A 13,168-nucleotide genomic window follows, 5' to 3' on the forward strand; every position below is an offset into this window, starting at 1 on the left:
GTTACGCTTCGACCAGCTTCAGCGTTCGGTCGAACACGCCAAGCACCCGGCCGAGCTCCTGGCCGCGCTTGAGGATGCGCCCGCCGGCGGCGATGACGGCGAACGCGCCTTGCCGGCGCGCCAGCTTCGGATCCTTGACGATCTGGAAAAGCGGCACTTCGCTGGTGCGGCGGAAGACAGAAAAAACGGCGCGGTCGGCGAGATGGTCGATGGCATAGTCGCGCCACTCATTGGCGGCAACCATACGGCCGTAGAGCCTGAGGATCTGGTCCAGTTCGCGCCGGTCGAACTGCACCGGCTGGTCGAGGCGTTCGCGTCTTGCCTCATGCAGCGGGATCAGTATTGCGGATGCGTCCCCATCCTCCATCCCGCTGCTGCGATCAGTCATGCCTGGATCCTCGCAATGAATCGTACGCCGACCAAAGTTGGCGCTTTCGTTGCCGAATTGCAAGGCCCGGCCGGGCAAGGGCAGCGCAGTGCGGTTTCTCCAGCGTCCAGTCACGTTTGCGAAACGCCTGTTGGAATTGGTGATGCTTCGCCACAATCCTGCCTTTTTTTATCCGTGCTCATGCCCCAATGTCCGACGAATTTACCGGTGTTGCCTGAGACGGTTCGGTCCGGCACCGGCTCGTAAACCCCAAGCCCCCCGCCCACGGGTCTGCGTCGGATCGAACCAACCTCGGTTTTTCCTTGGAAAGATCGGGTGCGACGATCCCAAAACCTAAATGACCGGCGTCAGAAGCAAGCTGACGCCGGTTTTTTATTGGCCGGAGCCGTGGCGGTGCGATCCCTCCAGACAGGCTGTCGTCGGAGGCTTGAGCGCGGTTATCCTTTCTCCCACAGGGAAGCAGGAGGAGCGCTCTATTTAAGGCTTGCGGATAAAGGCTGCGCCCAGGATCGGACCGGGCATGCCGTCCTTGCCGACCGACTGCAGCAGCACGGCGCAGCCGCCCTTCTTGGCGATCTCGCTCATCGGCAGTTCGTAGCGCTGCGCCTTGCCGTGCCACATGCCGGCGGTCTGGATGCTGGAGACGGCGTTCCAGTAGGTCATGCTGCGGCCGCTGTTTTCGCCCTTGCCGATCTTTATCGTCTGCGGCGGGTTGAAATAGACGATGACGACATGCGCGTCGGCGGGGCCGGTCACGGCGTCGCCGGCATCGATCATGACGCGATCGCTGGTCCGGCTGACCTTGATGCCGACGCGCATGCCTTCGCCGACTCTCTCCATGCGGGCCAGCGCGCCGTCGACTTCCTTGCGGCTGGCGCCGTTGACATGGCTGCGGCCGTTTATGACGGCTTGCGGGGTGTAGACGGAACGGCTGCCGAAGGCGCGCATATACTCGTATTGCCGCTCGGTATTTTCCTTGCGGCTCAGCGTGTCCTGCCAGCCGAGGTAATCCCAATAATCGACATGATAGGCGAGCGCGACGATATCCTCCTTGGCGGCGAGCTCGGCGAAGAATTCGTCGGCCGGCGGACAGGAGTTGCATCCCTGGCTGGTGAAGAGCTCGACGACGCCTAATGGCTTGTCGGTTGGCTCGGCAAAGGCACTTCCGGCAAATGCCGAGAGGGCCAGCGCAAGGGCCGCAAGCCGCAATGGTCTTCGAGATGGCATGGCCGTTCCGATCCCGCCGGTGACGCCGGCTTTGTTCTGGTTGTCGAAATATGTGGCAGAAGCGGCAGTCAACGGGAAGTCACGTTGCGGTGAAATTTTGCCGTTGCAACCGCTGGCAAGGGCGCAATAGGTGGACTTGCACTACACGATGGAAGCGATTCGGGCGGCAATCAGCATGTGGCAATCTCTCCTGGCGCCGGTCGACCTGTACTGCGAGCGGACCGGGCCGGAACTCTGGGCCGAACCGCTCAATGCGCTGAGCAATCTGGCTTTTTTTGCCGCCGGGCTGTGGGGTGTCTGGCAGGTGCGCAAGCGCGGCACCGGTATCTTCGCCGAAGTGCTGGCCTGGTGGGTGGTGGCGATCGGCGTCGGCTCGTCGCTGTTCCACACCTTTGCCAACCGTGGCACGGTCTGGGCCGACGTGCTGCCGATCGCCGGGTTCACGCTGGCCTACACACTGTTCAACCTGCGGCGTTTTCTCGGCATGAAATGGGGCAAGGCGATCGCCATCTTCGTCGCCTTCTATGCTGTCGCCGGGCTGGTGACCTTTGCCGTGCCGGACTGGCTGCGCGAGGCGTCGAACGGCACGACCGGCTATCTGCCGCCCTTCCTGGCGCTCGCCTTCTTCGGCGCCATGGTGGCTGCGAGCGGCAACCGTGCCGGCTGGTACAATCTGGCGGGCTCGGCGATCTTCGTCGTATCGGTCGTCTGCCGAATGATCGATCCGCTGGTCTGCGGCAGCTTCCCGCTCGGCACACACTTCCTGTGGCACATCTTCAACGGGCTGATGCTCGGTGTGCTGCTGGCGGCGACAGCGCGGTTTGGAAGGCCGGGAATAGGGGAATAGGGGAAGCGTTCCCTATTCCCTTACTGCCTTACTCCCCTCTCTCTATGCTGCCAGATCGCGCAGCACGTATTGCAGGATGCCGCCATTCTTGAAGTAGTCGAGCTCGTCCAGCGTATCGATGCGGCAGATGATCGGAACCTCTTTGACGCTGCCGTCGCCGTAGGTGATTTTGGCGATCATCTTCTGCCGCGGCTTGATGTTGCCCAGTCCGTCGATCTCAACCAATTCGTCGCCCTTGAGGTTGAGCGAGGCCCATGAGGTGCCTTCCTCGAAGACGAAGGGGATGACGCCCATACCGACAAGATTGGAGCGGTGGATGCGCTCGAAGGACTGGGCGATGACGGCGCGGACGCCCAGCAAATTGGTGCCCTTGGCCGCCCAGTCGCGCGACGAGCCGTTGCCATATTCGACGCCGGCGAAGATGACCAGCGGCACGCCTTCCTTCTTGTAGCGCATGGCGGCGTCGTAGATCGATTCCTCTTCTTTCGATGGGTAATGGATGGTGTAGCCGCCCTCGCGGCCGTTCTCGCCCAGCATGTGGTTGCGGATGCGGATATTGGCGAAGGTGCCGCGCATCATTACCTCATGATTGCCGCGGCGCGTGCCGTACTGGTTGAAATCGGCGACGCCGACGCCGTGGTCAGTGAGGTACTTGCCGGCCGGGGAGGCCGCCTTGATCGAACCGGCTGGCGAAATGTGGTCGGTGGTGATCTTGTCGCCGAACAGACCGAGCACACGCGCGCCCTTGATATCGCCGATCTTGCCGAAGCCTGACGTCATGCCGGCAAAATAGGGCGGATTCTGCACATAGGTGGAATTGTCGTCCCAGGCATAGGTCTGGCCTTCCGGCGCCTTGACGTTCTGCCAGTACTCGTCGCCCTTGAAGACGTCGGCATATTTGCGGGCGAACAATTCGCGCGTGACGTTCTTCTCGATGAATTCCTGGATCTCGACCGAACTCGGCCAGATATCCCTGAGATAGACCGGATTGCCGTTGCGATCCTCGCCGAGCGGCTCGGTGGTCAGATCCTTGGTCACGGTCCCAGCCAGCGCGTGGGCGACGACCAGTGGCGGCGAGGCGAGATAGTTCGCCTGCACGTCGGGCGAGACGCGGCCTTCGAAATTGCGGTTGCCGGACAAGACTGCCGCAGCAATCAAGCCCTTATCATTGATGGTCTTGGAGATCGGCGCCGGCAGCGGGCCGGAATTGCCGATGCAGGTGGTGCAGCCGAAGCCGACCAGGTTGAAGCCGATCTGGTCGAGTTCCTTCTGCAGGCCGGATTTCTCGAGATATTCGGCCACGACCTGGCTGCCCGGCGCCAATGAGGTCTTGACCCACGGCTTCTGCTTGAGGCCGAGCCGGTTGGCGTTGCGCGCCAACAGCCCGGCGCCGATCAGCACGCTCGGGTTCGAGGTGTTGGTGCAGGAGGTGATGGCGGCGATGACGACATCGCCATGGCCAAGATCGTAGTCCGTCCCCTCGACGGCATAGCGCTTGTCGATTTCGGCGGCCTTCTTGTATTCGGTCTCCATGGCCTTGGCGAAGCCGGCCGGAATGTCTTCAAGTGCGACCCGGCCTTCCGGCCGTTTCGGGCCGGCCATTGACGGGACGACACTGCCGAGATCGAGCTCCAGCAGGTCGGTGAAGACCGGATCGGCCGAGCCGGCATCGCGCCACAAGCCTTGCGCCTTCGAATAAGCCTCGACCAGGACGATGCGGCTTTCGTCGCGACCGGACATGGTGAGATAGCGGATGGTTTCGCTGTCGACCGGGAAGAAGCCGCAGGTGGCGCCATATTCCGGCGCCATGTTGCCGATGGTGGCGCGATCGGCCAGCGTCATGTTGGACAGGCCCGGACCGAAAAATTCGACGAACTTGCCGACAACGCCCTTCTTGCGCAGCATCTGGGTGACGGTGAGCACCAGGTCGGTGGCGGTGACGCCTTCCCTCAACCTGCCAGTGAGGCGAAAGCCGATGACTTCCGGCAGCAGCATGGAAACCGGCTGGCCAAGCATCGCGGCCTCCGCCTCGATGCCGCCGACGCCCCAGCCGAGCACGCCAAGACCGTTGATCATGGTGGTGTGCGAATCGGTGCCGACGCAGGTGTCGGGATAGGCGGTGGTCTCGCCGTCTTCGCTGTTGGTCCACACCACCTGGCCGAGGTACTCGAGATTGACCTGATGGCAGATGCCAGTGCCGGGCGGCACCACGCGGAAATTGCGGAACGCCTGCTGGCCCCATTTCAGGAATTTGTAGCGTTCCTCGTTGCGCTCATATTCAAGCTCGACATTGCGGGCGAAAGCCAGCGGCGTACCGAATTCGTCGACGATGACCGAATGGTCGATGACCAGATCGACCGGCACCAGCGGATTGATCTTTTGCGGGTCGCCGCCGAGCGAGGCCATGGCGTCGCGCATGGCGGCAAGGTCGACCACAGCCGGAACGCCGGTGAAATCCTGCATCAGAACGCGGGCCGGGCGATAGGCGATCTCGACGCCGGCAGTGCCCCGGTCGGTCAGCCAGCCGGCGACCGCCTGGATGCTCTCCTTGGTAACGGAACGGCCGTCCTCGTTGCGCAGCAGGTTCTCCAGCAGCACCTTCATCGAATAAGGCAATTGGGCAATGCCTGTGAGGCCGTTCTTTTCGGCCTCGACAAGGTCATAGTAGATGTACTCGGTGCCGCTGGCGGTCAGCGTGCGGCGGCAATTGAAGCTGTCGAGTGATTTGGACACGTGCGATCCCTAACTGTCGGTTGCCGGGAGGGAACGGACGCCAGTGGGCATGCAAATCACGCGCAAAGGTGCGGGTACGGCCATTTCCGCTGTCCGTTCCCAAGCGTCCGGGCCGTTCAAGGCGGCACGCGCGCTGGTTCGGCGCAAATTCGGTTCCCGCGCCGACCGCTGGCACGGATGATGCGGATATAGAGAATTTTCTGGAATAGTTCTAGACACGGAATCGCCATTTTTGCTGCGGCGCACCGAAGCCGCATTTGTACTTTTCGGCGAAGGGGAACGGATGCGGCTGATCGCCGAAAATCTGGGCGGCGAACGCGGCGGCGAGACGGTATTTTCCGGCATCGAATTCGCGCTGGGAGATGGCCAGGCGCTGGTCGTCACCGGGGCGAACGGCGCCGGCAAATCGACGCTGCTCAGGATCGTCGCTGGTCTGTTGCCGGTGGCGGCAGGCCGTGTGCGGTTCGAAGGTGGTGGCGAAGACTTCCCGTCGGCCGCCTCGGCTTGTCATTATCTCGGCCACCTCAACGCGATGAAGACGGCGCTGAGCGTTAAAGAGAATCTGTGCTTTTGGCGCGATTTTTCGGGCGCGGGCTCTGCGGGTATCGAAGAGGCGCTGGAAACCGTCGGCCTGGGCAGCATCGGCCATCTGCCGTTCGGCTATCTCTCGACCGGGCAGCGCCGGCGCGCGGCGATCGCAAAACTGCTGGTCAGCCATCGGCCATTGTGGCTGCTTGATGAGCCGACCGCAGGACTGGACAAGGTTTCGGAGGAGAGAGTCGGCGAATTGATGGAGAAGCACCTCGAGAGTGGCGGGATCGTGGTCGCGGCGACGCATTTGCCGCTGGGGATCGAGCGGGCACAAGGGCTGGTGATGGGCGAGGCCGTTTGATGTTGGTGCTCTACGGCGCCGCCCTCCGTCCTGCGACGGAACTCCATCCTTTGCTTGGCCTTCACGCCTGCATCGGGACCAAACCATAATGTGGTCCCTCTTCCTGCGCGACATCCGCCTGAGCATCCGCGCCGGCGGCGGAGCGCTGACTGGAGTGATTTTCTTTCTCGCCGTCATCGCGACCATCCCCTTCGGCGTCGGTCCCGACCTGAGGCTGCTGGCCCGCATCGGCCCGGCGATCCTGTGGATTGCCGCCTTGCTTGCCTGCCTGCTCGGCCTCGACCGGCTGTTCCAGGCTGATCGGGAAGACGGCTCTCTCGATCTTCTGGTGCTTGGCAACGACCGGCAAATGCTGGCCTTGACCGTGCTGACGAAATGCCTCGCGCATTGGGCGGGAAGCGTGCTGCCGCTGGTCGTCGCCGCTCCCCTGCTCGGCCTGTTCATGAATATGGAACCGGCCGGCATCGGCGCCACGGCGCTGACGCTGCTGGTCGGCACGCCGGCGATTACCTTCATCGGTGCCGCCGGTGCTGCGGTGGCGGTAGCGTTGCCGCGCGGCGGGCTGCTGATCTCGGTGCTGGTACTGCCGCTGACCATTCCCGTGCTGATCTTCGGCGTATCGGCAAGCTATGGCGCGGTAGCGGACCCCGATCCGTTCCTGCAGCCCTTTCTCATTCTTGCCGCGCTGACCCTGTTCCTTGCCGTGCTCGGGCCGGTGGCGGCAGCGCTGGCGTTGCGGCACGGAACGGATTGATGTGTTGGCTTCAGCTCATCCCTGCGGCGCGGCGAACAATTGCGGAGCCGATGGCGCGGCGTTAAGAGAAGACATGTCGGAACAAGGCGAGACGGACCGTTTGGAAAGCGCCGCGGAGCGAAAAGCATGAGCGTACACGCGCTTTATGTCACCGCCGCCTATGCGATCACGGCCGTGGTGCTGGGCGGGCTGATCGGCTGGATCCTGCTGGACCAGCGCGGCCGCAAGCGAGAACTCGCCGAGCTGGAAGCATCCGGCGTGCGCCGGCGCTCCGATAGGGCAGTCAAGCCATGAGCACGGAAACGGAAACACCGGCGCGCCAACGCCTGATCGTGCTGCTGCCGCTGCTGGTCTTTCTCGGGCTGGCGGGATTGTTCCTGGCGCAGCTCTTGTCCGGGCGCGACGTGTCGGAAGTGCCGTCGGCGCTGATCGGCCTGCCGGCGCCGCAGACCAACCTGCCGGCGCTCGAGGGCACCAATTTGCCGGGCCTCGATTCAAAACAGTTCGCCGGCAAGGTGACGCTGGTCAACGTCTTTGCGTCGTGGTGCGCGCCGTGCCGCGAAGAGCACCCGGTGCTGCTGGCGCTGTCGCAGGACAGACGCTTCGTCATGGCAGCGTTGAACTACAAGGACCAGCCGGAAAACGCCCGTCGGTTCCTTGGCGATCTCGGCAATCCGTTCCAGGCGATCGGCGTCGACCAGGCCGGGCGCACGGCGATCGACTGGGGTGTCTACGGTGTGCCGGAGACCTTCGTCATCGGCAAGGATGGCAAGATCGCCTACAAGCATGTCGGGCCGCTGACGCCGGACTCGGCGCAGACGCTGCTGCTGCCGGAGATCGAGAAGGCGCTGGCCGTGCCGGGCTGATTGCCCGCCGTTTCGTCATAGGTCGACGAAAGACTCAGCCGTAGATCTGCTTGTGGACCTGGTAGAGCATTTCTGAGCGGTCGGCGCGCATGTCGGCGAGGTCGCGGCTGGTGAAGCTGTCGATTTCGGCGACGAGGCGGTTGTAATGCCGGCGCTTGGCGATGCTGGCGCGAGCGCGGCTCATGAGGCTGTCGATGATCATAGCGAGTCTCCTTTTGCGCCGCATTTGCGGCCAGTTGTTCCTCCCTTGATCGATACGAAGCATGACATAGTTATGGTGCGTTGCAAAAATAAGATGTTGCAATGCACCATTGCGCTGGGCGCATAGCCGGTTAACCGGATGTGACCTGCCGTTCGGGCCAGCATTCGCTTCCACAATGCTTCTGACGCATCATCGATCTTGCCATATCGATCGCGGGCTGGCTTGATCGCGCCTCGCCAAGCGACTGCTACCGGGAGGAACCATGGCCAGCGAATTCTACGAAGTTCTCGATCCGCGCTTTTCGCGGCTGTTCAACGGCAATGCACAGGTCGACAGGCTGTTCACCGGCTGCCGATGGGCGGAAGGACCGGCCTGGTTTGCAGCCGGGCGCTATGTGGTCTGGTCCGACATCCCGAACAATCGCATGCTGCGTTACGACGAGACCGACGGCAGTGTCAGCGTGTTCCGTCAGCCGTCGGGCAATTCCAACGGCAACACCGTCGACCGGCAAGGCCGGCTGGTTACTTGCGAGCATTCCGGCCGCCGCGTCAGCCGCACCGAGCATGACGGCTCGGTCATCACCATTACCGACAAATGGCGCGGCAAGCGGCTGAACTCGCCCAATGACGCGGTGGTCAAGTCCGATGGCTCGATCTGGTTCACCGATCCGAGCTACGGCATCGATACCGATTACGAGGGCGACAAGGCCGAAAGCGAGATCGGCGCCTGCCATGTCTATCGGGTCGATCCCGGCACCGGCGAGACCGAGGCGGTGATCACCGACATGGTCAGACCCAACGGACTCGCCTTCTCGCTCGACGAGCGCCAACTCTATGTCGCCGACACCGGCCGCACGCATGGTGCGCAAAACCCGGCGCACATCCGGGTGTTCAATGTCGGCCAGGGCGGCAAGACGGTCTCAGGCGGAAAGGTCTTTGCCGACTGCACCGCCGGCCTGTTCGACGGTTTCAGGCTGGATGCGGACGGCCGCATCTGGACCAGCGCCGCCGACGGCATGCACTGCTATGATCCAGACGGGACGCTGATCGGCAAGGTCAAGGTACCGGAAGTCGTTGCCAATTGCGTGTTCGGCGGCAACAAGCTGAACTGCCTCTATATCGCCGGCACGACCTCGCTCTACATGGTCCGGCTCATGGTCAACGGCGCCAAAACCTACTGAGCGGACGCCAGGCATATCCAAGGGAGGGACCCATGCCATTCGTGAACATCCGCCTGGTCAAGGAGGTGATTGCCGATGACCCGGCCGGCAAAAAGGCCGCGATCGCCGCCCAGGTGACAGCGGCCATAACCGGCGTCACCGGCCTGACCAACAACGATGTCTGGGTGGTCTTCGAGGAGGTCGCCGCACGCGACTGGTTCGTCGGCGAGACCGACGTCGAGACGCGCAGAGGCAAGGTTTGAGCGCCGCTCAGCCGACGCGGATGAACTCGGCGAAATCCGAAACGGCGCCGCGCATCGCCAGCCGGTTTTCCGGTTCCGCCAGGATTTTCTCCACCTCCGGCCGCCTCTTGCCGAGCAGGGCGATTTCGAGCGCTGCTTCCTCATAGAGCGCGAAAGACATTGTCCGCATGACCTCGACCAGTGCGGCGCGGGCAAACAGCGAGCGCGGCGAGGCATGCACCAGCATGGCTGGCTTGCCGACGGCGGCATCGCGCGACACCAGCCAGTCGAGCGCGTTCTTCAGGCCGCCTGGCACGCCGTGTGCGTATTCCGGGCAGGAGACGATGACGCCGTCAGCGGCGGTGACGGCATCGATCAGCGCCGCTGCTTGCGGCGGCGTCCGCTCGCCTTCGTCGTCGGGGTTGAAGATCGGCAGCCGACCAAGCCCGTCATAGACGGAGACGTGACAGTCAGGCGGCGCGTTTTGCGTGAGGGCCGCGACCAGGGCCGAATTGGTCGAGGCGGCGCGCAGGCTGCCGGAAATGGCGAGAATGTTCAGCAAAGGGACCGGCTCGGCGATTCGTTGCCGGGCACGCTACCACATGGTCTGCTTGTAATCCTCGTCAAGCCAGCGGTCGGTGGCCTCCGCCGTTTCGGCAAGCGCCAGCTGGTCGCGCAGGATCTGGCCGAGCGTCGGCAGCGTCGCACGGTCGTACCAGGTTTCGGGCTTCCACAGTTCGGAGCGCATGAAGGCCTTGGCACAATGCATGTAGGCAGCCTTGACCGTCACCACGACGACGCTTTGCGGCGCCTTGCAGTCGACCGCCAGTCGCTCGCGCAATGCCGCATCGACGGTGATGCGGGCATCGCCGTTGACACGCAGCGTTTCGTTCATGCCGGGAATGAGGAAGAGCAGCCCGACCGAGGGATTGAGAAGGATGTTCTCCAGCGTGTCGAGCCGGTTGTTGCCCGGCCGGTCGGGGATGGCGATGGTCTTCTCGTCGAGCACTGCCACAAAGCCCGGCCTGTCGCCCTTGGGCGTCACATCGGCATTGCCGGCGCCGTCGGACGAGCCGATCAGCACGAACGGGCTCTTGTCGATGAAGGAACGGCAATGGCCGTCCAATGTCTTCAATTCCTTGCGGATCGAGCCGTCGGTCGGCCGAGGCGTCTTGTAGATCGTCCTCAGCTCGTCGCGCGTGATGATGAATTCCATCCACGTCCCCTCCTATTCTGACGCAATTCCCCAGGGGAAACCGCTGCACAGACCTTTTCCTGGAATTGCTACTTGCCGGCCTTTCCCGCGTTCTCGGTCTTGTCCTCGAGCGAATGGCGCAGGATCAGCGGCATCTGGCTGAAGGTGAACAGAAGCGTGATCGGCATGATGCCCCAGACCTTGAAGGTAACCCATGTATCGGTGGAAAAATTCCGCCAGACCACTTCGTTGACAAGGGCTAGGAACAGGAAGAACAGGCCCCAGCGGAAGGTGAGCTTGCGCCAACCCTCGGCGTCGAGATTGAAGGCCGATTCGAAGACATAGCCGAGCAGCGATTTGCCGAGGAACAGGCCGCCGAGCAGCACGCCGCCGAACAGCGTGTTGACGATGGTCGGCTTCATCTTGATGAAGATATCGTCCTGCAGGTAGAGCGTCAGCGCGCCGAAGATGAAGACGACGACGCCCGACACCATCGGCATGATCGGCAAGGTACGGGTGAGCAGCCAGGAAGCGATCAGCGCGATCGCGGTCGCGGCCATGAACAGGCCGGTGGCGACGAAGATCGGTCCGCCGAACTCGCCCAGCGCCGGGAATTTCTGCACCAGCCATGCGCCGCGCGCATTGGCGAAGAAGAATACCATCAGCGGGCCAAGCTCCAGCACCAGCTTGAGCAGCGGATTGACGGCTTCCTTCTTCTGCTTTTGCGGGTCGGATGGGTCGCGTTCGAGAATGGGTGGGCTCATAAGGTCCTTCTTACGCATGATTCACTCCAAAAAGCCTGCCACCTTATTGGGATCATGCTCGTCAAGCCACGCCAGCGATCGCCCTGGCGAATTCGCTTGCGGAAAAGGGTTCGAGGTCGTCGACCTGTTCGCCGACGCCGATGAAATAGACCGGCAATTTATGCTTTGCCGCGATTGCCACCAGAATACCGCCGCGCGCCGTGCCGTCCAGCTTGGTCATCACCAGGCCGTTGACGCCGGCGACATTGCGGAAGATCTCGACCTGGTTGAGCGCGTTCTGGCCGGTGGTGGCATCGACCGTCTGCAGCACCGTGTGCGGCGCTTCCGGATCGAGCTTGCCCAGTACGCGGACGATCTTTTCCAGTTCCGCCATCAGTTCGGTCTTGTTCTGCAGCCGCCCGGCGGTGTCGATGATCAGCACGTCGGAGCCGGCCTCCTTCGCCCGCTCGAACGCGTCATAGGCGAGGCCAGCGGCGTCGGCGCCGAGCTTCGAGGCAATGACTGGCGAGTTGGTGCGCTCGCCCCAGATCTTCAGCTGCTCGATGGCGGCTGCGCGGAAGGTATCGCCGGCGGCGAGCATCACCGAGAGGCCGCCATCGGTGAGCTTTGCGGCGAGCTTGCCGATAGTCGTTGTTTTCCCGGTGCCGTTGACGCCGACCACCAGGATGACATGCGGCTTATGGCTGAGGTCGAGTTCCAGCGGCATGGCGACATGGGACAGCACCTTCTCCACCTCGGCCGCCATGATGGCGCGGACTTCGGTATCGGAGACGTCCTTACCGTAGCGGCTGGCGGAGAGTGCATCGGTTACGCGCAAAGCCGTCTCCATGCCGAGATCGGCGCGGATCAGCACGTCCTCCAGGTCCTGCAGCGTGTCCTCGTCGAGTTTCCGCTTGGTGAAGACGCCGGCGATGTTGCCCGACAACTCCCGGGAGGAGCGCGCAAGCCCGTCTCGCATGCGCTGGAACCAGGAGCGCCTCGGCGCCGGTTCGGGCGCCTTCTGCGGCTCGGCTTTCTGCTCGACCTTCTTGGTTACGGTGACTTTGCCGGGGGCGGGCTTTGGCTCCGGCGATGGTTGCGGGACGGCCTCCGGCTCGGGCGCGATCTCGGCGAGCGGCGGCTTCGTCTCGACGGGCGCTGGCTGGCGGATCGGCGGCGGGATTTCGGCCGGCGGCGGCGCTTCGGGTGCTGGTGGCGTGATTTCGGCAGTGGGTGCCGCGTCTTGCGCAGGTTGGCGCTGCCCCTCACCCTCACCCGTTCCGGGGCGAGCCGCTTGTCTCACCCGTCCTTCGGACCCCCGTAAGGGACGGGGAGAGGGGGGCGTCAGCGTCGGAGCTTTTTCTTTGCCGCTTTCAAAACGAGGCTCGGCGTGACGATCAGCACCCTTCTCCCCGTTACTATACAGGGAGAAGGTGCCGGCAGGCGGATGAGGGGCAGCGCCACGTTCGGATGGCGGAGGCTCAGTCTGGACGATTTCTGGCTGCGTCGGCTCTGGCTCAGGAATTTCCTCCGGCTCTGGCTCCGGGGCTGGCTCGGGAACGACGGGAGCGGCGTCTGACGCCGCCTGTTCGGCTGGCGCCTCTGGCTCCTCGACCGGAGCGGATTCTGGCTGGATGTCCGGCTCGGGCGGAAGGGTCGGCGCAGGCTCGGGCTCGGCCTCTTCAACAGGCGCCGGCTGCGGCGCGGGTGCTTCCGCCTCGACCGGCGGTACGGCTTCGGTCTCGGGGCGAGGCTCTTCGCGTTTCAAAAACTCCGGAACGGTCTGCTCGGCGGCCGGCTTCAGCGCCTCCAGTTCGTCCCATTTGATCGGCGGCAGCGGTGCGGTCTCGTCGGGCCGCTCCTCGACCACTTCCTTCTTGCCGAACGAAAATATCTTCTTGAAAAAACCAGCCATGTCTT

The 13,168-nt window shown here is 63.4% G+C and carries 15 protein-coding genes; 7 read left to right on the plus strand and 8 right to left on the minus strand.

The genetic code is table 11. From position 1 onward, the window contains the following. Position 1: 1 nt before the first annotated feature. Together NKH98_RS10960 and NKH98_RS10965 are read right to left on the minus strand one after the other, a co-directional pair. The gene (locus tag NKH98_RS10960) at positions 2–388 is read right to left on the minus strand and encodes a DUF2794 domain-containing protein (protein WP_254817869.1); all 387 of its coding nucleotides are present in this window, start codon (positions 386–388) and stop codon (positions 2–4) included. Positions 389–865: 477 nt separating this feature from the next. Continuing rightward, positions 866–1,615: a DUF1223 domain-containing protein gene (locus NKH98_RS10965; RefSeq protein ID WP_352802182.1), complete on the minus strand. Its 750-nt coding sequence runs from the start codon at positions 1,613–1,615 to the stop codon at positions 866–868. Between the two features lie 175 nt (positions 1,616–1,790). Between NKH98_RS10965 and NKH98_RS10970 the strand changes: the two genes are divergently transcribed. Beyond that, a complete protein-coding gene (locus NKH98_RS10970) occupies positions 1,791–2,462 on the plus strand; it encodes a ceramidase domain-containing protein (RefSeq protein WP_352898302.1) in 672 nt (223 codons plus the stop codon). 42 nt (positions 2,463–2,504) lie between these two features. Here NKH98_RS10970 and acnA read toward each other — a convergent pair whose 3' ends face one another. After that, positions 2,505–5,195 carry an aconitate hydratase AcnA gene (gene acnA, locus NKH98_RS10975; RefSeq protein WP_352898304.1) on the minus strand — a complete coding sequence of 897 codons (2,691 nt, stop codon included), beginning with the start codon at positions 5,193–5,195 and terminating at the stop codon, positions 2,505–2,507. 283 nt (positions 5,196–5,478) lie between these two features. Here acnA and ccmA point away from each other — a divergent pair, with 283 nt between their 5' ends. The 4 genes from ccmA to NKH98_RS10995 all read left to right on the plus strand — a co-directional run bounded on the left by ccmA (position 5,479) and on the right by NKH98_RS10995 (position 7,707). Continuing rightward, positions 5,479–6,087 (plus strand): heme ABC exporter ATP-binding protein CcmA, encoded by a 609-nt coding sequence (ccmA, locus tag NKH98_RS10980; protein ID WP_352898307.1) that lies wholly within the window; start codon positions 5,479–5,481, stop codon positions 6,085–6,087. Between the two features lie 88 nt (positions 6,088–6,175). Then, positions 6,176–6,841: a heme exporter protein CcmB gene (gene ccmB / locus NKH98_RS10985; RefSeq protein WP_352479674.1), complete on the plus strand. Its 666-nt coding sequence runs from the start codon at positions 6,176–6,178 to the stop codon at positions 6,839–6,841. A gap of 126 nt (positions 6,842–6,967) precedes the next feature. Continuing rightward, positions 6,968–7,135 carry a heme exporter protein CcmD gene (ccmD, locus tag NKH98_RS10990; protein WP_352479673.1) on the plus strand — a complete coding sequence of 56 codons (168 nt, stop codon included), beginning with the start codon at positions 6,968–6,970 and terminating at the stop codon, positions 7,133–7,135. After that, positions 7,132–7,707: a DsbE family thiol:disulfide interchange protein gene (locus tag NKH98_RS10995; RefSeq protein WP_352898310.1), complete on the plus strand. Its 576-nt coding sequence runs from the start codon at positions 7,132–7,134 to the stop codon at positions 7,705–7,707. The genes ccmD and NKH98_RS10995 overlap by 4 nt, the downstream gene beginning before the upstream one ends. Positions 7,708–7,741: 34 nt before the next feature. On the opposite strand, the gene NKH98_RS11000 is transcribed toward NKH98_RS10995, so the two are convergent. After that, positions 7,742–7,909 carry a hypothetical protein gene (locus NKH98_RS11000; RefSeq protein WP_254817861.1) on the minus strand — a complete coding sequence of 56 codons (168 nt, stop codon included), beginning with the start codon at positions 7,907–7,909 and terminating at the stop codon, positions 7,742–7,744. A gap of 262 nt (positions 7,910–8,171) precedes the next feature. Between NKH98_RS11000 and NKH98_RS11005 the strand changes: the two genes are divergently transcribed. Further along, positions 8,172–9,089, plus strand: a complete 918-nt coding sequence (locus NKH98_RS11005) for an SMP-30/gluconolactonase/LRE family protein (protein ID WP_352802177.1) — start codon at positions 8,172–8,174, stop codon at positions 9,087–9,089. A gap of 32 nt (positions 9,090–9,121) precedes the next feature. Beyond that, positions 9,122–9,331, plus strand: a complete 210-nt coding sequence (locus NKH98_RS11010) for a tautomerase family protein (RefSeq protein ID WP_352802176.1) — start codon at positions 9,122–9,124, stop codon at positions 9,329–9,331. Positions 9,332–9,338: 7 nt separating this feature from the next. Here the strand turns inward: NKH98_RS11010 and NKH98_RS11015 are convergent, their stop codons facing one another. The 4 genes from NKH98_RS11015 to ftsY form a co-directional block, all read right to left on the minus strand. Then, a complete protein-coding gene (locus NKH98_RS11015; RefSeq protein WP_352479670.1) occupies positions 9,339–9,872 on the minus strand; it encodes an NADPH-dependent FMN reductase in 534 nt (177 codons plus the stop codon). 33 nt (positions 9,873–9,905) lie between these two features. Further along, positions 9,906–10,526 carry a pyridoxamine 5'-phosphate oxidase family protein gene (locus NKH98_RS11020; RefSeq protein WP_352898314.1) on the minus strand — a complete coding sequence of 207 codons (621 nt, stop codon included), beginning with the start codon at positions 10,524–10,526 and terminating at the stop codon, positions 9,906–9,908. 68 nt (positions 10,527–10,594) lie between these two features. After that, positions 10,595–11,269, minus strand: coding sequence for a septation protein A (locus tag NKH98_RS11025; RefSeq protein ID WP_352898357.1), 675 nt, complete (start codon positions 11,267–11,269; stop codon positions 10,595–10,597). 61 nt (positions 11,270–11,330) lie between these two features. Continuing rightward, positions 11,331–13,163 (minus strand): signal recognition particle-docking protein FtsY, encoded by a 1,833-nt coding sequence (gene ftsY / locus NKH98_RS11030; RefSeq protein WP_352898317.1) that lies wholly within the window; start codon positions 13,161–13,163, stop codon positions 11,331–11,333. Between the last annotated feature and the right edge of the window lie 5 nt (positions 13,164–13,168).

This window comes from Mesorhizobium sp. M0833 (genome assembly GCF_040319905.1).
Taxonomy (GTDB): Bacteria; Pseudomonadota; Alphaproteobacteria; order Rhizobiales; family Rhizobiaceae; genus Mesorhizobium.

Excerpts from the sequence above, each read along its gene's own strand:
- NKH98_RS11020 (WP_352898314.1), bottom strand. The coding sequence starts at position 10,526 with ATGGAATTCATCATCACGCGCGACGAGCTGAGGACGATCTACAAGACG.
- NKH98_RS11010 (WP_352802176.1), top strand. The coding sequence starts at position 9,122 with ATGCCATTCGTGAACATCCGCCTGGTCAAGGAGGTGATTGCCGATGAC.
- NKH98_RS10995 (WP_352898310.1), top strand. The coding sequence starts at position 7,132 with ATGAGCACGGAAACGGAAACACCGGCGCGCCAACGCCTGATCGTGCTG.
- NKH98_RS11005 (WP_352802177.1), top strand. The coding sequence starts at position 8,172 with ATGGCCAGCGAATTCTACGAAGTTCTCGATCCGCGCTTTTCGCGGCTG.
- ccmB (WP_352479674.1), top strand. The coding sequence starts at position 6,176 with ATGTGGTCCCTCTTCCTGCGCGACATCCGCCTGAGCATCCGCGCCGGC.
- ccmD (WP_352479673.1), top strand. The coding sequence starts at position 6,968 with ATGAGCGTACACGCGCTTTATGTCACCGCCGCCTATGCGATCACGGCC.
- ccmA (WP_352898307.1), top strand. The coding sequence starts at position 5,479 with ATGCGGCTGATCGCCGAAAATCTGGGCGGCGAACGCGGCGGCGAGACG.
- ftsY (WP_352898317.1), bottom strand. The coding sequence starts at position 13,163 with ATGGCTGGTTTTTTCAAGAAGATATTTTCGTTCGGCAAGAAGGAAGTG.
- NKH98_RS10970 (WP_352898302.1), top strand. The coding sequence starts at position 1,791 with ATGTGGCAATCTCTCCTGGCGCCGGTCGACCTGTACTGCGAGCGGACC.
- NKH98_RS11025 (WP_352898357.1), bottom strand. The coding sequence starts at position 11,269 with ATGAGCCCACCCATTCTCGAACGCGACCCATCCGACCCGCAAAAGCAG.
- NKH98_RS11000 (WP_254817861.1), bottom strand. The coding sequence starts at position 7,909 with ATGATCATCGACAGCCTCATGAGCCGCGCTCGCGCCAGCATCGCCAAG.
- NKH98_RS10960 (WP_254817869.1), bottom strand. The coding sequence starts at position 388 with ATGACTGATCGCAGCAGCGGGATGGAGGATGGGGACGCATCCGCAATA.
- NKH98_RS10965 (WP_352802182.1), bottom strand. The coding sequence starts at position 1,615 with ATGCCATCTCGAAGACCATTGCGGCTTGCGGCCCTTGCGCTGGCCCTC.